This window comes from Kribbella sancticallisti (assembly GCF_039530625.1).
Classification (GTDB): domain Bacteria; phylum Actinomycetota; class Actinomycetes; order Propionibacteriales; family Kribbellaceae; genus Kribbella; species Kribbella sancticallisti.
The window spans coordinates 395,162-418,742 of record NZ_BAAAOS010000019.1 but is presented as its reverse complement, the minus strand read 5'-3'; the positions used below and the strand labels follow the sequence as shown (position 1 = coordinate 418,742).

Sequence of the window (23,581 nt, the reverse complement as noted above, 5' to 3'; positions counted from 1 at the left end):
CCTCGAACGGCCCATCGGCCCTCGCCATACGCCCGGTTCTCCCACCCGAGAACGCTGACCGGTCGCCCCCGGGTCTCTCCAACATCAGCGACTTCTCCTCCGCGACCTGAACGTCCCTTGCTAGTTCGGCGCTGACGCGATGCCGAGACGGAGAGACCCTGAGGCCATACGTTCGACCGCACCACTGTCGACGCAGCGCTTGATGGAGGCCTCTACCGCGGCGACGATGTCGGAGCCACTGCGCCGCCAGCCAAACATCCCACGAACGGCCGCAAGCACCTCAGCATCGCCCGCGCTGACGGCGTCGACGACTACGCCGATGACCGCGAGGTCGAGTTCGTCGGCCGGCACGTGCTGAACGGACCGGACGTCCTCGGCGTCGGCTGGCACACGAACCGACGCGGCTACTACCTGGTCCAGTCGATAGAAGCCCGACGAATCGAGGCGGATCGGTATGCCATCGACCCGTGATCTCCTGGCGACGAAGCTTATGTTGTCGCGGATGGCTGATCCGATCCGCCCGACACTGAACGCCGCCCTCACTCTCTTGTTGACCAAGTCGCGGTGGATCGGCGCCTCGTGACGGAACAGACCAGTCAGGTAGGTCCGCAACGGTTCCCGCGCCTCGACGCTGCCCAATTCGTAATAGCTGTACGGCGCGGGCTCGGCATAGGGAACATAGGTCACTGCCCATTCAGGCGGCTCGTCGAGATCGATCTCCTCCATCTCGACAGCCAGTGGTTGGGCGCCTCTTGCTGGCTCGGTCGCTGCTGACTTCTCACCCGCGATCGCCCCTTCTATCGCGGATCGGAGGCGGTCCAACTGCCCCTCACGATCGCGATACCAGCTGAGTCCCCAGATCCGATGCAGTCGCCAGCCAAGTCCTTCCAGTACTGCGCCGCGCAGACGGTCTCGATCCCGGGCAGTCTTTGCCGAGTGGTACGCGGCGCCATCACACTCGACGCCAAGCACATACTCGCCTGGCCGATCGGGGTGTCGCACACCGAGATCGATCCGGTAACCGGCCGTGCCCACCTGCGGCACGACCTCGTATCCCCAGGAGCGGATTGCCTGCAACACATCCGCCTCGAACGGGCTCTCGACATCATGCTCGCCCTCGTCCAGTTCCAGTGCCAGCGCTGCGACACCTCGTTGGGCGAAGTCCAGGTATCCGCGGAGATGGCGAACGCCGTCGCTGCTGGTCTCGTGCATCTCGCCGGCTCGGAACGAGCTCACGACCTCGACCCGCATGCGGGCTCTCGTGATCGCGACGTTGAGTCGACGCCAGCCTCCTCGGGAGTTGAGCGGTCCGAACGACATCGTGAACTTGCCGTTCTCGTCCGGGCCGTAGCCAACGCTGAAGATGATGATGTCGCGCTCATCGCCCTGAACGTTCTCCAGATTCTTCACGAAGAATCCAGTCAGGCGGTCGTGCTTCTCGAGCAGACCGCGAAGTAGAGGTTCGTCAGCGGATCGCCGGTCGAGTGCCGCCGTGATCGTGTCTTCCTGGGCGCTGCTGAATGTCACGACGCCGACCGACAACTCTGGATGATGACGTCGGTGATACAGAACTCTGTCGACCACCGCCTCGGCCTCGATCGGATTGTCGCGCGATGAACCGCGGCGGTAGACACCGTTGACGACGAACGACTCGACACCCAGATCAGGTGCGTTGAAGCGAGCACCTGGGAACGTCTGCAGGCCGCCTTCTTGGAGTGGCGAGCCATCAGTCGAGTAGAACCTGTAGTTCGAGTAAGCGATCAGGTTTTCGTGCTGGCTTCGGTAGTGCCAGGTCAGCGGCAGGGACGCGAAGCTGGTCTTGCAGAGCTTCAGCACCGACTCGAAGTCGTCAAGCTCTTCGTCCTCGTCGGACTCGTCGATCGCCTGCGTGAAGAAGGCCGTCGGTGGCAACTGCTTTTCGTCTCCGGCCACGACGAGTTGTCTGGCGCGATAGATGCAGTTGACTGCGTCTGACGGCAGGACCTGCGAGGCCTCGTCGAAGATGACCACATCAAAGGTGAAGGATCCAGGCAAGAACTGTGAGACCGATAGAGGGCTCATCATGAAGCAGGGCTTCAACTCTTGAACGATGTCGTCCGTCCTCGCCAGCAGGTCCCGAATCGGTAAATGGCGGCTCTTCTTCTGTGCCTCGCGCTGAATCAAGGCCGCAGCAGCGCCACCGACCATCTTCGGTCTCCGCCGGTTGCACGCCTCTGCGACTGCAACATGCGCGGACTGCACCAACTGCTTATCGATGCCCTGGAACCGTTGAACCAGCGCATCACGATCGACTGACCTGAACTCGGCCAAACGAGGATCTCCAGCCATCGTCGCCTCGACCCAGGCTTGGAGGAGGGCATGCTCAATGGCTCTTTCCACCGAAGATGAGGGCACTCGGCTGCCGTGTAGCGCGCCGACAACCTCACCGAGGCCGGCACCCTCGAGTTCCCGAACAGCCTTCGTGTACGCGGCCCACTCGGCGATGTCCTCCGGTGCAGACGCTGCCATCTCCGCCAGCAACTCGGCGGCAGCACCGATATCTTCGTCTAGTTCGTCGCGAAGATTCCTCGCCTGCTCGGGGTGGAAGGCAGTGCCGAGTGTCGTTGACGCCGCTCGCCAAGAATTCAGCGGTTCGGCCAGTTCCGCCGCACCGATCGTTGGATCGCTCATCCGGGTCGCGGACAGTTCGCTGACTGCACCGCCAACCAGGTGGCGAACCCTGTCGGCCCAATCAACCGCAGCTTTCAGCGCGCTCCAGGTCGTCTCAGCTCCGTCGTAGTGCGCACCCAGGTCGAGACGGTCCTGCTCGAACGTGTCCAAGAGGGCTGCATCACACCCGACGACGACGCTTGCCTGTTCTAGCGCTTCCACGGCTCTGCCAATCGGCAGGTCGCATCCAGCTTGTTGAGCTATGGTCGACAAGGCATCACAACCCCGCTCAGCGGCGGAGGTGGCTGCGACAGCTGACTCAGCAAGGAGATCCAGCGGCAACTTGATGAGCTCGGAGGCTGCGGCGTCGCCGACCAGCGTCCGTAGCTCCTCGCTCCACGCTCCACCAGACTCCAGAAGGCGCTCTGCGACGATCAAAAGCTGCGGATCCGGGCTTCCGCCCACCGTCAGTTGCTGCGCCATCGGTCCATCGTTCAAGTCTCCGGCCGCAAGCTGAACAGCTCGATGAGCTGTCGAGATCGCGTTTGTGAGACGACCAAAGTCTGTGTCGGTCCGACGGTAATACCGACCCAATCGAGGAGCATAAGTCTGTTCGTCACGTGCCAGGTGCTGCTCAGCGCGCTGCCAGGCCACTGCCTCGTCGAGATGGGCCAGAGTCCCCTTGTCCACCTTGCCGGCAACCGTGACACCGCGCAGGAGCTTGCGATCGGCCCGAGCGCTCTTACTGAATCGGCGCAAACCGACATGGCTCTGCGAGAACCTGACGTTGAGGGCCCCGAGGTCGATGGTCAGGGCCTCCGAAGTAAAGACCTGTTCAATGACCGCACGCCGTTGGTTCACGACGGATACCAGTTCGCCGAGGACTCTGCTGGACTCGTCCAAGGCAGATTGCACAGCAGGATTGAGCCAGTCTCGCTCCGGCAGTGCTGCCTGGCCGCCCAAGGACGCAAGCTCGGCCAACTGCACGGCGCGATCGAGGCTCAGCCCTTCGGCCCGGATTCCTAACAGTGAACTCAGTTGACGGGCGTCCCTCGCGACAGCCTCGAGGCGCTCTGGGGTCCCTTTTTCGAAGCCCAGCAAGGCCTGTAGTTGCCGAACGGTCATCGTCGGCTGCGGCGCCCAGGCCTCCAGCAGACTTGGCGCCCTATCAACCAGACTCCGAGCAGCCGGCAGTAGGTCTGGATCCACCGCCCGCCAGGCCGAACCGACAATTCCCGTCAGCGCCTCCCTGGCGCCGTTGTACTCGTCGGAGAGCTTCTGACGCTGGCCGACCATCTCCCTGACGACATCCAGATCCGAGATCTGAAGCCATGATCCTGGTGCCGCTGGATTCGAGGCGAGCAGATTCAGCAGCTGTACCCGGTCTTCGACGCCGGCTATCGTCTGCGGCAAAGTCAAAGCAACACTGTCGTCGACAGCATGCATCCGACGCGCCAGCGCGATAGCTGTGTCACGAGCTGACGCGGCGGCTTTCCGCAGAGCCTCGATCTCGCCGGGTGTTGGAACAGGATTTTCAAGCTCGCGCCACAGGAAGTCGGCGCCTTCGCTGACTGGCCGCCAGGCTCGCGCCAGCCTTCCGGCCTCGGCCCGCAACTCCTCGAGTCGTACCGCCGTCAAGCCAGACCACTCATTCGGTCTCGTCACCGAGCCGACCTGGAACTCACGGAGCTGCATCATGCGGCCCAGGACCGCGTAGACACTTTGATAGAAGGGTTGCCGGTCTTCTCCCATCGCGGCCGCAAAGCTGCTCAGATTCTCCCGGACGACTTTCAAAGACTGGCGCTCGGACTCGGGCAGTTGCCCCTTGACCTTCGCTCGTTGCTTGAGGGCGCGTCCAAGCTGCCCGACGACCTCCTTCCGTGTCGCCGCGTGGCTGTGCAGCTCGAGAAGAAAGTCGCTCAACCCGACGTTCGCTAGTCTGTTGCGAACGACGTCTAGAGCGGCGACCTTCTCGCTGACGAACAAGACGGTCTTGCCCGTGGCGATCAATTCGCAAATGATGTTGGCGATGGTCTGGCTCTTGCCGGTCCCAGGCGGTCCGTCGACAACGAAGCTCCGGCCCTCGCGGGCCGCGATGATGCACTGCCGCTGAGTGCTGTCAGCATCGAGAATGCTCATCAGATCCTCAGGTGCGACGACTTTGTCGAGATCGTCGTCCTCGATCGCCTCGAAGGAATAGCGATCGGCGCTCGGCGCGGCATCCCCTAGTGCAAGCAGTTGCACCATGGGATGGGCGAGCAACTCGTCTTGATGGTCCATCAGATCCCGGTAGATGGCTTCCTTATGGAAGCTGAAGTTCGTCAGAACCACCCGATGATGGACCTCCCAACCGGCCGACTTGGAGACCCGCCGGCGAACCTCGTCCAGGACCTCGAACACATCGAAGCCATCGGGATCGAGGTCGTCGAGCTCGATCCCGAAGTCCTTCTCCAGCTTGAGCTTGAGTGCCGGGTTGACGACAATCTCGTCCTCGGTTCGTTCAGCCGTGTACGGCGACTGGTTGCCCTGCCGGTGGAGCTTCACAGGACACAGCAGGATCGGGCTGTCCACGGTCGCTTGGGTGTCTTGCTCAACCCAGCGGAGCATCCCGACGCCGGCGTAGAGGGTCCAGAAGCCTCGGTCGGCGTAGACCTGGTTAGAAAGCTGATCGAGTCGCCGACAGGACGCTCGGAGCTTGGCAGGCGTCTTGTCCTTGACCAACAAGCCATCGGACATCAGCGGTAGGGACGGCGCCTCGTTGGCGCCACCTTCCTCTGGCTCGAGGTCGGCTGCTTGCAGAGGTGTTCCGTCCCAGAGCTGCGCCAGCACCTCATCGAGCTCGGCGCCGACGATTTCGAGCGATGCGCTGCGTGTGTGGGCGAAGTAGACCAGCCGCTGACGGCGGTCCAGGTTGAGCAAATCCTCACGCCAGTGGGTGATCTGCCTGGTGAGCTTGTCGACCTGTGCAGCGTTCAGACCGTGGTCTGCACCTGGCATCGTCATTGGATCCACTCCTCGTCGCGCTGCCCTGATGGCAATGCGCGCACTTCTTCCGGTGGACCGGCCAACCGGCGTACGAGACTCTCGACCAATGCCAGGTCTTCGGCGTTCAGCCGACCGAGCAGGTCAATCATTGATTCGGCAGCGCCCTCTCGCTCCAACAGTTCGTCGCCGAGTTCGTCGTGTTGTGAGAATCCTGCTGGCAGGACCTCGCAATGGACAACGTCCAGCTGCTGAGTGCAGCGCGTCATCGCGACGTAGAGCTGCCGCGCGCCCTGAACGCTTTGAGCAGCAATAGCCGCTGGCTCAACCAGGATCACGACGTCGAACTCAAGACCTTTGCACAAGCTCACCGGGACAAGAGTTACCTCGAGGGCGAAGTCACCATCTCGGCCGTCCCCGACCTTGATGTGCTGATCGCCCGCGACCCTCAGCGCCTCGTCGTAGAGGGCGTCTGGCAGGAGGACGCCAGACGTGAGGCTCTCGTCGCGATAGCGCTCAGCCAAGGTCATGACCTCGACCAGCAGCTCCTCAGTCGAGCTTTGCCAGATCTGAGGCTCTCCGCGGCCCACACGAATCGATAGCGGCGGCTCCAGGTCGGGTGAGACCAGGGGAAGTTGCTTGGCCGCGAGGGCCAACGCCGGAGCGGGAACCCGGTAGCCGATCGTGAGTGTGTGGACAGAGGCGTCGGCGGTCGCGAGATGCTCCGTCAGCTCCTGCCAGGTGTCACGCACCCAAACGCCCGTTGCTTGGGCGAGGTCACCAAGCACCGTAAACGAGCCCGACGGACATCGTCTCGCCAGCGCCCGGGCCTCCATCGGGGAAAGATCCTGAGCTTCGTCGATAACGATGTGGCCATAGGTCATGGAGTCGCCGTTGAGCAGGAACGACACCTCGTCAAGGCAGAAAAGGTCGGCCCGCGTCCAAGCCTCGCCGTCCAAGGAGGAGCGGAATAGCCTCGCTCTCTCGTCGGCTGCCAACAGTCCCTCCGCGGCAGAGATCAACCAGCTCTGCGTCGAGTACAAGCTTCGGACGAACTCTTCAGGAGTGAAGCTCGGCCACATCCGGTCGAGGGCGTTGTTGAAGGCTGACAAGCGCCGAATTGTCGCCTCATTGGCACGGACCGGACGGTTCTGCAGTCGCTGGGCATCGGCGTGGTTCTTGGCCGCCAGGGCCGACAACGCCTGGCGGAGTACATCTCTCGCTTCGTTGTGAGGTAGGACTCGCCCCTTGATGTCTTCCACGAGCCGGTAGATCTCGTCGCCCGGGATCCGGATCCGGTCTGCCCCGAGTGGCAACACGAGCTCGTCCTCGTCCCAGCCGATCCGCTGATCCAAGGCACGACGCAGCAAGACACTCATGGCCGCGCTGCCTTTGATCCGCGCGGTCTCGACCGGTTCGACGGTCGTCGCCCGCGCCTCGCCGCCGTACAGGGAATCGAGATCCATCTGGTCGATGTCAGACACGTCGAGAGACGGAAGGACACCGCTGAAGTAGGTCAACAGCGTCGTGCTCGGAGCGACCACCAGCATGCCGAGCTTCCTGATGTCCGGGCGATTGAAAGCCAGCCAGGCGGCCCGATGAAGGCCGACAACCGTCTTTCCCGTGCCTGGTCCGCCCTGCACGACGACGACGCCATCACCCGGGTGACGGATCACGCGGTACTGCTCGGACTGGATCGTCGCGACGACCTCGCGCATCGCGCCGTCACGCGAACGATCGAGCTCTTGTAGCAGCGCGTCGCTGATCGAGGCATCTCCGGCGCTGGTCGCGATGGACTGCGCGGTCTGGCGAACCACCTCGTCCACGACACGCTGCAAGCGACGGTCCTGCTCGATGAAAACCCGCTTCAGAACCAGGTCGCCCGGTTCCTGGGGCGTCGCGTCGTAAAAGGCCGCGGCCGCAGGCGCGTGCCATCCGACCACCACGAGGTTCCGGTCGGTGTCGTAGACCCGGCGACGCCCGATATAGAGCTGCTCGTCCTCGCGGTCCATCCGCCCGAAGACCAACTGACCAGAGCCGCGAGAGTTCCGCAGGATCGCTAGGGCCCGATTCATTGCATGGGCTGTCGATCGGTGCAGCGCCTCGAAGTTCACGATGTTCTGCTCGGCGTCTGCCAATCCCCGGTCGAGCAGATCATAGGCCTGCTCGATGTACCGCTGCTCCTGCTCAAACTCAGGATGCTGAATCGTCATGAGCCCCCCTCAGAGATCGACGTGATCAGCCTGAGGTTGAGGCTAGGCGGCGGCTCCGACACTTCGTCCGGCCGCAACCACCCCTTGCATGAACGATTCCACTTCAAACTCCCCCACCAATCCCCCAGCACTCATCGACGGCCGCCCGCGGCGAACGGGCTGCCGAAGCCCTTCATGGTCGCCTTGTGGACGCATCCACAACCATTGATCGTCACCTCGCCCCCGACCGTTACAACAAGTCGTCACGGAGAGTCCCGCATGCCTCAATCGTTACCAATCGAGACTCAGCCGCGCCGAGCGTCTGCTGCGGACCACAGCACGCGCGTTGCGGAACCAGAATCGGGGACGCGCGAGCGTGCCGCCCCAACGCAGATCTACTGTTATGCCTCACCACAACGGGAGGACACGGATGGTTCTGGACCTCACCGCAGATTTCGCCCTTCGCGACCAGATCATGACGCGCCTGGCTCATCTACGAGATCAGTCGGGCGGCACCGTGACCCGAGAGCAGCTGACCAACTTCGAGATCGACGGAGAGCGTCGCCGGCTGATCGACGCGTCACGGGGAATCTGGAACCCGCGCGACCTCAACGCGACCCTGTCAATCGTGAGCTCGCCGAGCGTGTAAGCGCGCACGGCACTGTGATGTTCACCTCGACATCGGTGATCGGAAGCCTACCTGGGTTGTGGACAGTGAAGGTGTACAGCGCGGTCGAGGTCCCGTCCGGGTCAGGCTTCGTCGGAACTTCACGAGCGCGCCAGGAAACGGCGACGCCGTCTAACTCCACACGCTCTTGGTGCTTGGCGTCGCGGCGAAACGACTGCAGTTGAATCCCGGCGAACGTAACCGCGACCGCCGTCGCTACGCCCGACACCCAGGTTGCAGCATCGCCCCACTGGATCAGCAGCATCCATCCGCCCTTTCCGACTCGCCGGTCCGCGCTCATTTGATCGCAGACGATGGAGACATCACCCGTGGGTGTACTCGATCCATCGCTGTTTAGCGCGAATCGTTACTCAGGTAACTGGTGAGAGTTGGGCGAGTCAAGCAAGAGCCGCTCGTACGGCGCCAGCCACTCATCGGAGCGCCCGGACCATGCCTAGCCGAGAGGACGAACCACGGTAGCCCCGAGCCTGCTGGAGACCTGCGCTGAACCGCAAATCCAGCTCGGAACCGGGACTGCCACGGGTGCTCTTCGGACGAACTCGTGCATCGGTGTCAGACCGGAGCAATAGACGGCTTTCATCGCCGAGCAGCGGTACTCGACATGCGAGGGAGGCGACTCAACGATTGTCGGCATCATCTGGCAAGCTCTCCGCGAGGTGGTGATTGGATGAAGCCAGGGATCTATGACGCGCTCGTTACCGATGGTCTGCTCGAAACCCTCGGCCAGACGGAGGGGCTAACAACCGCGCTCAAGGACGTCGACGATGCCGATCAACCCGAGGTTCTCGCGCGGCACGTTCGAGATGCTGTGCTGCGCGTCCTTGGATCAACTCGTGACCAAGGCCAACGAGTTGCGCTAGTCAACGACCTGCTCCATCGCATGACAGCACAGAACGACGTGCTGCCCGAGACATCCCCGCAGCAGTTGCTTGCGCTGTATCCGCCGGCAGGACCCGGAGTCCATCAGTCTGGCGATGTTCGTCCGAGCACTCCCCTGTCAGACGCAGCACTCCTTACGAACGCACACGGAGAGCCGGCGCTCGGCTCCGAACTTCGAGCAGAGATCGATACCTCCGACGAGGTCGACCTTCTCTGCGCCTTCGTCAAGTGGTACGGGCTAAGACTGCTGGAGCCCGAACTACATCGCCTCCGGCAGCGAGGCGGTCCGTTCCGGGTCATCACCACGACCTACATGGGCGCCACCGATCGCCACGCACTGGATCGACTGGTCAGAGACTTTGGCGCCGAAGTGAAGGTTCAGTACGACGTCCTCCGTACGCGACTGCACGCCAAAGCCTGGCTGTTTCGTCGCGAAACCGGGTTCGATACCGCCTACGTTGGATCGTCGAACCTCTCGCGCGCCGCACTCCTAGATGGGGTCGAGTGGAACGTCCGGCTGTCACGAATAGCGACCCCGAGCCTCCTCAACAAGTTCGGTGCCACGTTTGACACGTACTGGAACGACTCGACGTTCGAGACCTACGACCCCGAGCGGGACCGTGACCGTCTTGACGACGCGCTAGCTGAAGCCAGCCATCGCAAGTCAACGGACCGCGTCACTATCTCGCTTGCGGGTTTGGAGGTTCGCCCCCGGCCCTACCAAGCCGAGATGCTCGAGGAAATTGCAGTCGAACGCGAGGTCCACAACCGGCACCGCAACCTGGTGGTGGCGGCAACGGGAACCGGTAAGACCGTGATCGCCGCCCTCGACTACCGGCGCCTTCGGGACGCCGCCCTCGCACGCGGCGAGCAGGCGCCATCCCTGCTCTTCATTGCTCATCGTCGGGAGATTCTTCAGCAGTCGCTGCGCACCTACCGCGAGGTTCTCAACGACGCGAGCTTTGGCGAGGAGTACTTCTCCGGTGCACGCCCCGAGCGATGGGACCATGTCTTCGCCTCAGTGCAGGCCCTGACCAACTACGACGTCACCACCCTCCCGGCAGACTGGTTCGACATTGTGGTTGTCGATGAATTCCATCACGCCGCGGCACCGACCTATCGGAAGCTGCTCAGCCACCTCCAGCCCCTTGAACTACTCGGGCTGACCGCCACGCCGGAGCGCAGCGACGGGTTCGACCTGCAGTCCTACTTCGGTGGCCGAACCGCCGTGGAGCTTCGACTCTGGGATGCCCTCTCCGATGACCTTCTCTGCCCCTTCCACTACTTCGGCATCGCAGACGGCACTAGCCTTACCGACCTGCAGTGGAAGCGTGGCCGCTACGACGAACTGGAGCTCGAGGGTCTTTACACGGGGAACAAGAGTCGAGCAGCCATCGTTCTGCGTGAACTGCAGGACAAACTCACCGATGTGCATGCGATGCGCGCTCTCGGTTTCTGCGTTTCTGTCGCCCACGCGGAGTACATGGCTCGGGTCTTCAACGAGGCCGGAATCCCCGCGCTCGCGGTATCAGGCCGCACCCAAACCGCCGAACGCGACCGGGCCTTCCGTGACCTCAAGGAACGTCGCGTCAATGCCCTCTTCGCAGCCGACCTGTTCAACGAGGGCCTCGACCTCCCCGAGGTCGACACTGTCCTCTTCCTACGCCCGACCGAAAGCCCCACCGTCTTCCTGCAGCAACTCGGCCGTGGCCTCCGCCAGGCGCAGGGCAAGCCGGTCCTGACGGCCCTCGATTTCGTCGGCCACCAACGCAAGGAGTTCCGCTTCGACAAGCGCTTCCGCGCTCTCACTGGCGAGACGCGCCGCGGCCTTCAACGCCAGGTCGAACAAGGGTTCCCCTTCCTCCCTTCCGGCTGCCAGATCGTCCTCGACAAGGTCACCCAGCAGACCGTCTTAGAGAATCTGCGCACCCAAGTCATCGGGCGCTGGAACGAGATGACTAGCGAACTCCGATCGCACGGTGATCAGGACCTCTCGACGTTCATCCGCGAGTCCGGCGTCGACATCAGTGACATTCTTCGAAGCGGGAAGAGTTGGACCGCGCTTCGACGCAACGCCGGCCTACCGACTCGTGAAGGCACGCCCCGCGAATCCACCCTGCTCCGCCGCGTACGGGCCCTGGCTCACGTAGATGACCCCGACCGCATGCGCACCTACAGCCTGCTCCTAGACGACGCTGCGCCAACGTACGGCGAACTGAGCGAAGCCCAACGGCACCACGCCCGCATGCTCTTCTTCTCCCTCTGGCCCGACGGCGGTGGCTTCGACTCATACGAGGCCGGACTCGAGGCCCTCAGCTCCGAGCAGGCCCTGCGCGACGAGTTAATCCAAGTCATCGACTTCGCCATGGACCGCGCCCGGCATCGAACCCTCGAACTCTCAGGGCAACTCAGCAATATCCCTCTACGCGTCCACGCCCGCTACCAACGCGAAGAGATCCTCACAGCGCTGAACTACGCAAGCCTCCAACGCCGCCCCAGCAGCTTCCGCGAAGGCGTCCTATCGTCCAAAGACACCGGCATCGACGCCTTCTTCGTGACTCTCACCAAGTCTGAAGCCGACTACTCCCCCACCACGATGTACCGCGACTACGCCATCAGCCCCACGCTGTTCCACTGGGAATCCCAAAGCACCACCTCAGTCACCTCGGCGACCGGTCAGCGCTACATCAACCACCGCGCCCTGGGCTCGAACATCCTCATCTTCGCCCGCGAACAGAAGCTCAACGAACTAGGCACCTCCCCCTACCTCTTTCTAGGCCCGGCCACCTACACCACCCACACCGGCGACCGCCCCATCGCCATCACCTGGCGCCTAGACCACCCCATGCCGACCGACCTCTTCCAATCTGCGTCCGTTGTCGCCTGAGGTGATCGAGCTACCAGATATAGAAGCTGAAGTGATCGAACTGAGTGGATTCTTCTGTTGGAAAACTCAGGGCTTGTGAGCGAGGTTGGGAGGTATGGACTTCACTCATTTGGGCCGGACGGGCCTCACTGTTAGTCGGATCGTGTTGGGGACGATGAACTTCGGGCCGCATACGAGTGTGGAGGACTCGCACGCGATCATGGATGCGGCTCATGCGGGCGGGATCAACTTCTTTGATACGGCCAACGGGTATGGGCGGGCGATCTATGCCGGGCGGACTGAGGAGATCGTTGGGGAGTGGTTCGCCAAGAGTCCGGAGAACCGGCATAAGACGGTGTTGGCGACCAAGGTGTACGGCGATATGGGTGAGGGGTGGCCCAATGAAAGGAAGCTCTCGGCGCTGAACATCCGGCGGGCGCTTGACGCTAGCCTCAAGCGGCTGCAGACGGATTACATCGATCTGTATCAGTTCCACCATGTCGACCGCGCTACGCCGTGGGATGAGATCTGGCAGGCGATGGAGGTCGCGGTACAGCAGGGCAAGATCCTGTACGCCGGGAGCAGCAACTTCGCGGGATGGCACATCGCTCAGGCGCAGGCGGCTGCTGAGAAGCGGAACTACACGGGGCTCGTCAGTGAGCAGTCGATCTACAACTTGATCGTCAGGGATGTGGAGCGCGAGGTACTTCCGGCCGCGCAGGAGTACGGGCTTGGTGTCATCCCGTGGTCGCCGCTGCAGGGTGGGCTGCTTGGTGGGGTGATCCGCAAGGAGAACGAGGGCGTACGCCGTACTGAGGGTCGCGCGAAGGAGGCTCTTGAGAGGCTGCGTCCGCAGATCGAGCAGTACGAAGACCTCGCGGATGAGCTTGGGCACGAGCCTGGCGATCTCGCGCTCGCGTGGCTTCTCCACCAGCCGGCCGTGACTGGGCCGATTGTTGGGCCGCGGACGATGGAGCAACTCGAGTCGGCGATCCGCGCCGTAGACGTCAAGCTCGACGACAAGGCGCTCGCCAAGCTCGACGAGATCTTCCCGGGCTACAAGACCGCCCCCGAGGACTACGCCTGGTAGAGCCTCCCAAAGCCAGAACATCGCCCGTACGACGTCGCGTCGTGCGGGCGATGCCTGTCAGTGGAGGTCAACCGAAGGATCTCCGATGCCGGATTCCTTGGCTTTGAGGGCGGCGGCGGTGCGGTCGGGGACCTGGAGTTTCGTGAGGATTTGGGAGACGTGGTTGCGGACGGTCTTGTCTGACATGCCGAGCCGCCGCGCGATTTCGTGGTTGCGGCAGCCGGTGGCCAGCAGCTCCAGAACCTCACGTTCGCGCGGCGTCAGGTCCGGGAAGGCCCTGGCTGTAGGCGATTCGACCTGGAGGCCGGAGTAGAAGGCGACGATTCGCCGGGCGACGGCGCCGCCGTACACCGCGTCGCCGGACGCGACGGAGCGGACGGCGCGGACGATCTCCTCACCATCGGCGCCCTTGACGAGGTAGCCGCGGGCTCCCGCCCGGAGGGCCGCGAAGACATGTGCGTCGTCCTCGTGCATGGTGAGCACGAGGATCGGCAGTTCGGGCTGCGCGCGCAGCAGTTGCGTGATCGCTGTGACTCCGTCGAAGCGCGGCATGGAGAGGTCGGTGAGTACGACGTCGGGCGAGAGTTCGCCCACCGCGCTCACCAACGCCTCCCCATCCCCCACGCTGGCGACGACGTCGATGGTCTCGGCCTGCTCGAGGATCGCCGTCAGCCCGTAGCGGTACATCGGGTGGTCGTCGGCAAGCACTACGCGGATCGTCATGGGCTTGGCCGACCTCGACGCGCGGCTGACTGCAGGTCCAGCGGGAGTACCGCGGTCACAAGCGTCCCGTGCGGGTTCGCGGGTTCCACGAGGAGGTTGCCACCGACATCGGCAGCACGCCGGCGCATCGAGTCGAGGCCATGTCCCGAGCCGGCGCCAGGACTCAGTCCCCTGCCGTCGTCGGATACCAGCACACGGAGATCTCCGTTGGCACGAGCAAGCCGTACTGCGCAGTGGTCCGCCGCCGAGTGCCTCGCGACATTCGTCAGGGATTCCGCGACGATCCGGAACGCCGCCTCCTCGACCTGCGGTGGCAACAGCGGCAACGCATCGGTCTTCAGATAGAAGGCCGGGCCGCCGGGATGCCCCATGCCAAGCGACGACGCGGTGTCCCGCACGGCACCTTCGAGGCCGCGCAGGTCGAGCGACGTCGGCCGCAGCCCGTCAAGCACCCGGCGGATCTCACTGACCGCTACCTCGGCCTCAGCACGTGTCCGGTCGAGCAGGTCCGGCACAGCATCGGGATCACTCCGATGTGCGGCGCTTGCAGCCTGCAGGCCCAGCGCGATGCCGGCGAGCGACGGACCGAGCCCGTCATGCAGGTCCCTGCGAAGCCGATCCCGTTCCGCAAGAGTGGCTGTGGTGACGCGCGTCCGTTCCCGCGCAAGCTCCTCTGAGAGCCGTGCCGCCCCAACAACGACAGCCAGGTGCGGTGCAAGAGCTGTCACCAACCGCAGGTCTTGCTCGGTGACCCGCGCTGAACCCTGACGCGGCCCAATCGTCAACGTCCCCAGCTGCACTCCCCTGTGGCGCAGCGGAAGATCGAGCCCCGCACCACCCGCCAGACCAACCTCAGCGACCACCCGGCCCTCAAGATCCCGCACCACCGCGTACGTCGTACCGGCGGCTGAGGCGACAGCCTCGAGCATCGAGGCGACAGGGTCATCGTGCTCGACCTCCAGTCCGGCACCGACCCGGTCAACCAGGGTGAGGGGATCGGCACGCTCCCCCAGCACCAGTCGATCGACCAGAGTCCGCAGCCGCTTGGCCACTGGTATCACCAGCAGAGCAACCACGGCAGACGCGGCCAGCAGCGGTAGTGGTCCCTCGGGCACGAGCCGAGCAAGCGCGGCGGTGAGTCCGCCGATGACCAGAGCTACCAGCAGCGTGAGGGGGACGTAGAGCAGCGTGCGACGCAGTGCCACCTCGATGCCGAGCAACCGGTACCGCAGTACGCCGATCGTCACCGCGACCGGAACCAAGCCGTACGTGATCCCGAACAGCACGCGGTACTCAGTGAAGACCGTGGCCACCATCGCAGCGACCACGCTGAGCAGCCACAGCAACTGCTGCCGCTCCGGGGTCTTGGCGCGGATAGCGCGGACCAGGGTGCCGACAACGGTGACAGCCGCTGTGGAGATCAGGAGGACGACCGCAGGCAACCCGACCAGCCAAACCCACCACGTCGGGGCGTCCCACGGCAGCTGGGTCCCGCGCACGGTGTCATCCACCCCACCCTGACCAGTCGCCACCGCCAGCACAGCAAGCCCGACCCCTACGAGTGACAGCCGCACGTGCCAAGACCAGAAGGCGGACGCCGGCCGGCCGGTTGGGTAGAGCGGCGGGAGCACGATCGCCGGCAGGAGCAGCGACGGGAACCAGGTCCACGACGCGAGCCAGGCAGCCGCAAGCCCCAGCGGCAGGGACTGGTCGGGATCGGTGAGCGCCCGGGTGGCGTACGCGTCGGCAGCCAGGTTGGTCACCTGGAGCAAGCCCGAGACGACCAGGAGCCAGCCGATCCAGTTCCGTGGCCGCAACTGGATCAGCGCGGCACCCGAGAGCGCGAAGGCGGCGACGATCAGACCGAGCCACAGATCGACGCCCTGGCCGACGACCTCGGGGCGATCCATGACACCGCCCGCGAGTGAGAACGGGACGGTCGCGAAGAGAAACAGGGTGAGCACAGCGAGCGACCAGCCGCCGATCCGGCGTACTCGGTCGTCGTCACGCACCGCTCCCATGCCCAAAGTGTGCGCCGAATCGAGCCGGCTGTCCCGGGACAGAAGTCCTGGAGCGTACGGGAGGCCGTCCCGGGCCAGACCCGTCCCGTGACGGATCCGTCCCGGCGGCAAGCCGTGGTGCTCTCAGAGAAGTCACTTCCAACCCAGAGGGGGATCCCATGAGCACCGCCACCACGACGTCGCACCGGATCGACGTACTTCACCCGCTGATCGCCGCGGCGATCGGCGCGATCACCTTCGGCCTCACGATGACAGCCGGCGAGGTCTTCGACCTCAACTCCGAAACGGACGGAGGCGAAGCAACCACCTGGTCCGAGATCGCCCTGTACGCCGGCATCGTCGCCGGCGCGATCGTCATCGCGGTCTGGCTCGGTCTCCGCGCCCGAGCAGGTTCGCCCAAGCGGTTGTCCGCGACGGCACTCGGTCTCGCCATCGCGTCGGCCGTCACCTTCGTCGCCTTCTGGTCGGGCTGGCCACACGTGTTCGGAGCGGTCGCTGTCGTACTCGCCGTCGAGCACCGACGCCGGGTCGGCTCGTTCTCCGCCGCCACCCTCACCGCGGTCGTCCTCGGCGCGGTCGCCTTCGTCGCAGCCGCCATCACTTGCCTGTTCGGCTGAGCAGATCATCGCCAAAAGGAGTGATGACATGAAGCACAAACTGGCCGTCCTGCTCGGCGCTTTCGCCCTCGTCGGGGTCGCTGCCGGCCCCGCGTCCGCGGCGGGCGGGGCAGACCACGAATTCATGGTCGAGGACTACAACGCGTACGAACGCTTCGCGCCTGGCGAGGGTCCGTGCGTCTCGTGGGCGGGGACGTTCCACGAGGTCCGGTCAGGCGGGTATCGACTGGTCACCGCGCCCGGCGGTCAGGTCGAGGGAGAGTTCCACGTCAACGGCGTCATCAACGGGCTGGTCGAACTGATCCCGGACGCCGCCGGACTGCCGACGTACTCGGGCACCTACCGCGAGAAGGTGAACGCGGTAGTGACCTCGTTCGCCGAGGAGGACGACACGTCACGCGTTGCGCAGTACCGGCTGCGCAGCACGCTCCGGGGTACCGACGGTTCGACTCTCGTACTCCGGCTGTCGGGCAAGTTCACGATGAACGCCAACGGTGTCGTCGTGGTGACCAGGGACACCTTCACCTGCGAATAGTCCCTCGCTCATTCCCCGACGGAGTCGATGAAGGTGTGGATGACGTCGCGGGGGTCGTCGCGGCGCCAGGCGATTGCCAGTTCGGCGGGTGCGAGGTCGGGGACCGGGCGGAAGGTCAGGCCCGGGCGTTCGTAGAGGTGGGCGTTGCCCTCGGCGATCAGGGCGATGCCGACGCCGGCGCTGACCAGTTCCAGGACCTCGTCGGCGGCGGTGGCCTCGGCGGCGATGAGCGGCGGCCGGCCGGAGCGTGCGTCCAGCGCGAGCCAGAAGTCGCGGAGCACGCCGGCCGCGGCGGGCAGCGCGACGAACGCTTCGCCCAGCAAGGACGCGAACGGAACGTCGGGACGGTCGGCGAGGCGATGTTCTACAGGCAACGCCACCCAGCGGCTTTCGCGGACCAGTACGCGAGTGGCGATGTCATCGGCCGGCACCGGGATCCAGAGGAAAGCGACGTCGCTGGTGCCATCGGCCAGGCCGGCCGTGGGGTCGTCCCAGCCGACCAGTCGAAGCGACACGGTCCATCCCGGGGCACGTTCGCGGAAGCGCTGGACGGCTGGGCGCTGCAGGTCACGGCCGACGGCGGTCTGCATGCCGACGGTCAACTGGTGGGGATGGCTGAGTGCTCGCGCCTCGACGTACCCGCGGTCCCACGCCTCGAGCATCGACCGAGCCACCGGGAGGAGCGAACTGCCCTGCTCTGTCAGGGCCAAGCCGCGCGGCAGCCGTTCGAACAGAGCGAAACCGAGTCGGCGCTCGAGTGCGCGCAGTTGCTTCGACAGAGCCGGCTGCGACACGAACAGACGCGCGGCCGCGGCAGTCACGGTCAGTTCCTCGGCCGTCGCGACGAAGTACCGGAGTTCCCGCAGATGCGCGTCCATAACCGTTGGTTATACCAGCAGGTCTTGGACGCCGAGGCCGGGTCGCTTCGAGAGTGGAGCCATGACAAACACCCTTCCGATGCGCAGTCTCGGCGGGCTCGACGTACCGGCGATCGGGTTCGGCGCGATGGTGCTGTCGCCGGGCGTGTACGGCGAGATCGACGACGAGCGGGCGATCACGGCCGTACGCGCGGCGATCGCGGCCGGCGGCACCTTCATCGACACCAGCGACGCGTACGGCGACGGCGGCCACAACGAGCAGGTGGTCGGCCGGGCGATTCGCGGGCGCCGCGAGGAGATCACCGTGGCGACCAAGTTCGGGCTGCGACCACCCGGCCGCGTACGTCGATCCGGTCATGTCGACTCCCCGACGGCGCACAACCTCATCCGCTGAAGGTGGGATTCGCGTTCGAGGAGTTGCTGGTGAACGCCGAGCCGAAGTACGTCCGCGGCTATGCGGAGAGCAGCCTTCGCAATCTCGGGATCGACGTGATCGACCTGTACTACCTCCACTTCCCCGATCCCGAGGTTCCGATCGAGGACTCCGTCGGCGCCATGGCCGAACTCGTTGCTGAAGGCAAAGTCCGCCACCTCGGAGTGAGCAACGTGACGCCGGACCAACTGCGCCGGGCGCATGCCGTCCACCCCGTCGCCGCGGTGCAGACCGAGTGGTCGATGTGGCGGCCGGTGGACCCCGACCTGCTCGAGGCAGCGCGTGAACTCGGCATCGGCGTCGTCCCGTGGAGCCCACTCGGCGCGGGCTTCCTGACCGGCACTGTGCAGAAGGTCGGAGCGGACGACTTCAGGAGCAACGCTCCAAGGTTCGACGCACAAAGCCTGGCGACGAACAACGCGTCGTACGCCGCGCTCCAGGCCCTGGCGGCCGACCTGGGCATCACCCGCAGTCAGCTCGCGCTCGCCTGGTTGCTGCACCAGGATCCGGCGGTCGTCCCGATTCCGGGCAGCCGTACGCCGGCACACATCGTAGAGAACCTGGCGGCGGCCGACATCACCTTGCATCCGGACACGCTCACCCGAGTCGACGCCGTGCTCGCTCGCATCAAGCCCGTCGGCGGCACGCTGCTGCAGGACGCACGATGAGGCTGCTGACTACCGCGTTGGTTACCCTGACCCTCGCTGGCTGCGGCGGAGCCGACCTGTCGAGTACTACGTCAACCCCGTCTTCCTCCCCAGCGCCGCCCGGGGACGTGATGGCTCCCGCGCAGGCGTACGTCGATGCTGTGGCGCGCGGTGATCTCGACGGCCTGGTGAACGCCTTCCACCCCGACGGCCAGAAACTGCTGGTGCGGTGGGCGCCGGCCGGATCGGACGGGTGGCTCGCGCACTACGACTTCACTCGCCGCGGTGACCGGATCAGCGTCGCGAACCTGCAGTATGCGTGAGGGCGTGGACTTCAGTCGTCGGGAGCATGCCGATGAGGGCGTCCGCGGCCAGGGAGGCTGCGGAGCCGGTGGGGATGGCTACTGAGACTTGCCAGCAGTCTGCTGAGTTGGGGGCGAGGGGGACGGTGATGTGGTCGCCTCGTTTGGCGGCGATGCGTTCTGGGACGAGGGCTACGCCTAGGTTGTGGCTGACCAGGGCCAAGAGCGTGTGTACGTCGTTGACCTCGATGGTCACTGGGTGAGCGACGCCGGCGGTGGTGAAGGCGTGGTCCGAGATGGCGCGGGCGCCCCAGGTGCGGTCGAAGTCTACGAACGACTCTCCGGCTAGGTCTTGGAGCGACACCTGTGAGGCGTTGGCTAGGCGGTGCTCTGGGGAACAGACCATGACCATGTCCTCTGTGGACAGAGGACGTAGGTCTAGGCCTTCAATTGCGTGGCCTGCGGTAGCTACGAAGGCTAGGTCGAGGCGGCCGGACGCCAGTTCGTCGAGCATGGGGGTGGAGCCGCCCTGGCGGACCTCGATCTCTACGCCGGGGTAGGCGGACCGGAACTTGGCGAGGAGGGCGGGGACGTCTACTACGCCCAAGCACTGCTCCAAGCCGACGGTCAGATGGCCGCGGAGTAGGCCCTGTACTGCGGCGACCGCGTCCCTGGCTGCCTCGGCGGCGGCCAGGGTGCGGCGGCCTTCGCAGAGGAGGGCTCGGCCGGCTTCCGTGAGTTCGACGCTGCGGGTGTTGCGGACGAAGAGGGAGGCGTGGAGTTCGCGCTCGAGGGCGCGGATCGAAGCGGAGAGGCCGGACTGGGAGATCGACATCGCCTCGGCGGCTCGGGTGAAGTGCTTTTGTTCTGCGACGGCGACGAAGTGTTCGAGATGCCTCAGCTCCATGACTCAGAAGTATAGGTGATCGGACTCGGCCGATTCTTCGGTCGGAGAGGTCAGCGTCCGCGATGGGTTTGCGGCCTGTCGGGGGTTGTCCACAGCGTTCGGATTGGCGGCGGCGGAGGCGGTCGAAGTCCATATGTTCTTGGGCATGAAGGACTCGATGGCGGACGAGCTCCGCGCCCACAGGATCGACGACCGCCTGGCAGGTCTACTGGACTCCGCCCAGGCGCATTTACAGGTTCACCAGCCCGAGCGCGCGATCGCGATCTGGGAAGAGATGATCCGCGCAGGCGGAGAGGAAGGTGATTGGGGGTTTCTGGAATATGCGGATCATCTCCTGGGGATTGGCAAGGGAGAGGAGGCCACTGCGCACTTGGTGTCGCTGATGCTCGGGCGGCGCTTCAGCGGCGAGCCTTGGCGCTTGGCTGCGGAACTACTCGAAGAGCGTGGAGACTTGGAGACGGCTCTGCTCTTCTTCTCTGCGGCGGTCAGCCACCTACCGAGGGCACGCTCTGGCGAGCCGCCGTGGGCGCGGCAAGTCCGTGCTGGTCGGCGACGACTCAGATGGGCTATGGGCATCCCGCTGGACGACAACGATCTGCTCGGTGACATTGGTGTGTCCGAGTCGGACGACAAGTGGTTCGATCTGCTCAGGCTGATGGGTGAGCCAGAGGTCGTGGAGGGGCGGCTTCACTTCTGGCCGCGCGGCGACTTCGAGTACGCCTGGAGGCTGTGGAGCGCTCAGATCGCTGCCACGACAGCTGACGAGTACTACCGAAAGATCGAGCTAGTACTGCGTACGCACGGCGGCGGGCGGCCCGTGCTGGTGCCGCGCGGCGTGCGCGGCTGGATGGCCGGTGTGGACGCAATCAACGAGGTCAGGTCGATGGGTGAGCTGCGCGCCTTCGCGAGTCGGCTCGACGATGGGCGGACAGTCGAGTGGCCGCCCGAGCGCGGCCAGCCGTGTTGGTGTGGATCAGGAACCGCCTACGAGGAGTGCTGCGGGCAGAGCGGGGCGCTCGTCGGGGCCGCGCCTGGGTGATCCATGCGGTGCGCGGTTGGCGAGACGCCGGTCGGTAAGGTGGGCCGCATGGCTGATGAGTACCGCGTTGAGGTTGAGCTCAATGATGGAGAGCACGGGTTGTCCTTCTGGGAGCGGCTGCGGGCGCTGGACGTGGACGATGACGCGCGCAAGCGGCTCGGGAGCCAGGTGACGGTGACCCGGGACGGTTCGCGGATTCTGATCTACGCGAACACCGAGGCGGATGCGCGCGAGGCCGAGAAGACCGTGCGCGAGGTGATCTCGGAAGATCACCTGAGTGCGGACTACACGTTGACTCGCTGGAGTCACGCGAAGCAGGAGTGGACGGATCCGAGCGTTCCCGAAGACGAGAACGCGCCGGAGCCGAGCTACGAGGGTGTGGAGACGCCCGACCCGCGGTACGTGGTGTTGCAGGCTTACAAGCCGGAGTTCCTGCGGGATCTCGGGCTCTGAAACCAGACACCATGAGCGGGTCGGACCGATGTCGGTTCCGGCCCGCTTTTCATTTCCCCCCTGCCGGCGCTGGTTGGGCAGAGAGCCGGGCTAGGAAGAGAGAACGGCGGGTCCGGTGGAAGGCGCGGGGCTGGTGGAAGGCGTGGGTCCGGTGGAAGGCGCCGAGCTGGTGGCGCAGGGCGGTGGAAGGCGCAGTCTGATGGAAGGTGCGGGGCTGACGGAAGGTGCGGGGCTGATGGACGGTGCTGGGTTGTTGCGGAAGGTCGATGCGGTCATGGTCAAGGTGCCGGATCTTGACAGTGGGCTGGCGTTCTATCGGGACAAGTTGGGGCATGAGTTGCTCTGGCGGAACGACGAGATCGGGCAGGCGGGGTTGCGGCTTCCCGAGGGTGAGACCGAGATCGTGTTGGCGACTGACGTGGGGTATGGGCCGAGTTGGTTGGTCGACGATGCCGATGAAGCTGCGGCGGCTGTGGTCGAGGCCGGTGGAGAGGTGAGGGCTGGGCCGTTCGACATCCCCGTCGGTCAGTGTGCGGTGGTGGCTGATGCGTTCGGCAACGAACTGGTGTTGGTGGATCTGTCGAAGGGGCTGTACTCGACTGATGACAACGGTTCGGTGACGGCTGTGGAGAAGCGGGGGTCCGGGAACCCGTAGGAGTACTAGCCTCGGCGGGCGGCAGCGGCGTACGGCGGGTCATCGGTGCACGGCGCTGCCCTTCTGCGACTCTGAGAATGCCGACGGAAAGGGGAACCGTGTCTCGACGACGTGGTCTCGTTGCTGGTACCGCCCTCCTTGCAATCACCCTCACGGGATGTACCGATGTTGCAGCCGATCCCGTGACCACGCCTTCGTCCACTTCCTCTGGTACTACGCCGACGGTTGGGCCTTCCGGTAGTCCTTCGGAGACACCTTCTGCCACTCCGTCAGGCACCCCCTCGGCGACGCCGTCGGTTGCCCCCTCCCCCACACCGACCGCGAAGCCGACGAAGCCCGCCAAGCCGCGGCCGCCGGCGGCATACGCGAAGCAGGTCGAGGCCAAGCTCGACGCGCTTGGGTATCCCGTCGGGGACGTCGACGGCGACATCACCAAACGCGCGCAGCAGGCTCTGTGCGCCTGGCGCGAGACGCACGGCATGCCGATCAGTCGCGGCGGACTCACGATGGCCGACGTCCGATCGGTGCTGAGAGCAAACAGAAAGCCGGTGGCGACCAAGGAACCCGGCATCTACGTCAACAAGACCTGCCAGGTCCTCTACCAGGTCGTCGGCACGACCTATAAGCGGATCGTCTGGGTGTCCACCGGCGCTCCTGGCTACGACACCCCGAACCGCACCGGCAAGGTCTGGCGCAAGTGGGCCGGCGCGCACGAGAGCAGCCTGTACGACGACGCCTACATGTACGACTCGATCTACTTCCTCAAGGACCGCCCGGGCATCGCTCTCCACGGCTCGCGCGTGAACACCCTGATCAAGACGTACCCCGCCAGCCACCGCTGCGTACGCGTGATGCGCCCGCAGATCCACGAAATCTTCGGCGAGACCGCCATCGGCACCAAGGTCCAGGTCTACGGCAAGTACTGACCCAGCTCAGTTGCTACTTACTGTAACGCTGGACCCCCGCCGACCGATGTGACGATTACTATGCGTCGTCGCAGTCAGCTCCTGGGGGAATTCATGCGT

18 protein-coding genes are annotated in these 23,581 nt (G+C 64.9%); 11 read left to right on the top strand and 7 right to left on the bottom strand.

Translation table 11 applies throughout. The annotated features are described in order from the left end of the window. Window positions 1–120: 120 nt before the first annotated feature. From ABD255_RS16290 to ABD255_RS16280, 3 genes are all read right to left on the bottom strand, one after another. Window positions 121–5,652, bottom strand: coding sequence for a DUF3320 domain-containing protein (locus ABD255_RS16290; RefSeq protein ID WP_344214610.1), 5,532 nt, complete (start codon window positions 5,650–5,652; stop codon window positions 121–123). Then, entirely contained in the window at window positions 5,649–7,844 is a 2,196-nt protein-coding gene (locus ABD255_RS16285) for a HelD family protein (RefSeq protein WP_344214608.1), read from the bottom strand. Before ABD255_RS16285 ends, ABD255_RS16290 begins: the two co-directional genes overlap by 4 nt. 587 nt (window positions 7,845–8,431) lie before the next feature. Then, window positions 8,432–8,755: a hypothetical protein gene (locus tag ABD255_RS16280; protein WP_344214606.1), complete on the bottom strand. Its 324-nt coding sequence runs from the start codon at window positions 8,753–8,755 to the stop codon at window positions 8,432–8,434. 423 nt (window positions 8,756–9,178) lie between these two features. On the opposite strand from ABD255_RS16280, the gene ABD255_RS16275 reads away from it, so the two are divergent. After that, complete coding sequence (locus ABD255_RS16275; RefSeq protein WP_344214605.1) at window positions 9,179–12,277, top strand: DEAD/DEAH box helicase; 3,099 nt, start codon at window positions 9,179–9,181, stop codon at window positions 12,275–12,277. A 94-nt stretch (window positions 12,278–12,371) separates the two neighbouring features. Beyond that, a complete protein-coding gene (locus tag ABD255_RS16270) occupies window positions 12,372–13,346 on the top strand; it encodes an aldo/keto reductase (RefSeq protein ID WP_344214603.1) in 975 nt (324 codons plus the stop codon). A gap of 57 nt (window positions 13,347–13,403) precedes the next feature. Here the strand turns inward: ABD255_RS16270 and ABD255_RS16265 are convergent, their stop codons facing one another. Then, window positions 13,404–14,069 (bottom strand): response regulator transcription factor, encoded by a 666-nt coding sequence (locus tag ABD255_RS16265; protein ID WP_344214601.1) that lies wholly within the window; start codon window positions 14,067–14,069, stop codon window positions 13,404–13,406. Then, window positions 14,066–16,090, bottom strand: coding sequence for a sensor histidine kinase (locus ABD255_RS16260; RefSeq protein ID WP_344214599.1), 2,025 nt, complete (start codon window positions 16,088–16,090; stop codon window positions 14,066–14,068). The genes ABD255_RS16265 and ABD255_RS16260 overlap by 4 nt, the downstream gene beginning before the upstream one ends. A gap of 158 nt (window positions 16,091–16,248) precedes the next feature. On the opposite strand from ABD255_RS16260, the gene ABD255_RS16255 reads away from it, so the two are divergent. Next, window positions 16,249–16,707: a hypothetical protein gene (locus ABD255_RS16255; RefSeq protein WP_344214597.1), complete on the top strand. Its 459-nt coding sequence runs from the start codon at window positions 16,249–16,251 to the stop codon at window positions 16,705–16,707. A 28-nt stretch (window positions 16,708–16,735) separates the two neighbouring features. Continuing rightward, on the top strand, window positions 16,736–17,242 hold the full coding sequence (locus tag ABD255_RS16250) for a hypothetical protein (RefSeq protein ID WP_344214595.1): 507 nt from the start codon (window positions 16,736–16,738) through the stop codon (window positions 17,240–17,242). An 8-nt stretch (window positions 17,243–17,250) separates the two neighbouring features. Here the strand turns inward: ABD255_RS16250 and ABD255_RS16245 are convergent, their stop codons facing one another. Then, window positions 17,251–18,120, bottom strand: a complete 870-nt coding sequence (locus ABD255_RS16245; RefSeq protein ID WP_344214593.1) for a LysR family transcriptional regulator — start codon at window positions 18,118–18,120, stop codon at window positions 17,251–17,253. Between the two features lie 61 nt (window positions 18,121–18,181). Between ABD255_RS16245 and ABD255_RS16240 the strand changes: the two genes are divergently transcribed. The 3 genes from ABD255_RS16240 to ABD255_RS16230 are packed head-to-tail and all read left to right on the top strand — an operon-like array spanning window position 18,182 to window position 19,523. Continuing rightward, on the top strand, window positions 18,182–18,514 hold the full coding sequence (locus tag ABD255_RS16240) for an aldo/keto reductase (protein WP_344214591.1): 333 nt from the start codon (window positions 18,182–18,184) through the stop codon (window positions 18,512–18,514). 2 nt (window positions 18,515–18,516) lie between these two features. Continuing rightward, on the top strand, window positions 18,517–19,221 hold the full coding sequence (locus ABD255_RS16235; RefSeq protein ID WP_344214589.1) for an aldo/keto reductase: 705 nt from the start codon (window positions 18,517–18,519) through the stop codon (window positions 19,219–19,221). Further along, a complete protein-coding gene (locus tag ABD255_RS16230; protein WP_344214587.1) occupies window positions 19,218–19,523 on the top strand; it encodes a hypothetical protein in 306 nt (101 codons plus the stop codon). Before ABD255_RS16235 ends, ABD255_RS16230 begins: the two co-directional genes overlap by 4 nt. Here ABD255_RS16230 and ABD255_RS16225 read toward each other — a convergent pair. After that, on the bottom strand, window positions 19,495–20,409 hold the full coding sequence (locus ABD255_RS16225; protein WP_344214585.1) for a LysR family transcriptional regulator: 915 nt from the start codon (window positions 20,407–20,409) through the stop codon (window positions 19,495–19,497). The two genes, ABD255_RS16230 and ABD255_RS16225, sit on opposite strands and share 29 nt — an antisense overlap. 85 nt (window positions 20,410–20,494) lie before the next feature. On the opposite strand from ABD255_RS16225, the gene ABD255_RS16220 reads away from it, so the two are divergent. From ABD255_RS16220 to ABD255_RS16205, 4 genes are all read left to right on the top strand, one after another. Further along, window positions 20,495–21,448: an SEC-C metal-binding domain-containing protein gene (locus tag ABD255_RS16220; protein ID WP_344214583.1), complete on the top strand. Its 954-nt coding sequence runs from the start codon at window positions 20,495–20,497 to the stop codon at window positions 21,446–21,448. A 48-nt stretch (window positions 21,449–21,496) separates the two neighbouring features. Beyond that, window positions 21,497–21,901, top strand: a complete 405-nt coding sequence (locus tag ABD255_RS16215) for a hypothetical protein (protein WP_344214581.1) — start codon at window positions 21,497–21,499, stop codon at window positions 21,899–21,901. Window positions 21,902–22,043: 142 nt separating this feature from the next. Further along, window positions 22,044–22,556: a VOC family protein gene (locus ABD255_RS16210; RefSeq protein WP_344214579.1), complete on the top strand. Its 513-nt coding sequence runs from the start codon at window positions 22,044–22,046 to the stop codon at window positions 22,554–22,556. 182 nt (window positions 22,557–22,738) lie between these two features. Further along, on the top strand, window positions 22,739–23,482 hold the full coding sequence (locus ABD255_RS16205; RefSeq protein ID WP_344214577.1) for a L,D-transpeptidase family protein: 744 nt from the start codon (window positions 22,739–22,741) through the stop codon (window positions 23,480–23,482). Window positions 23,483–23,581 lie beyond the last annotated feature (99 nt).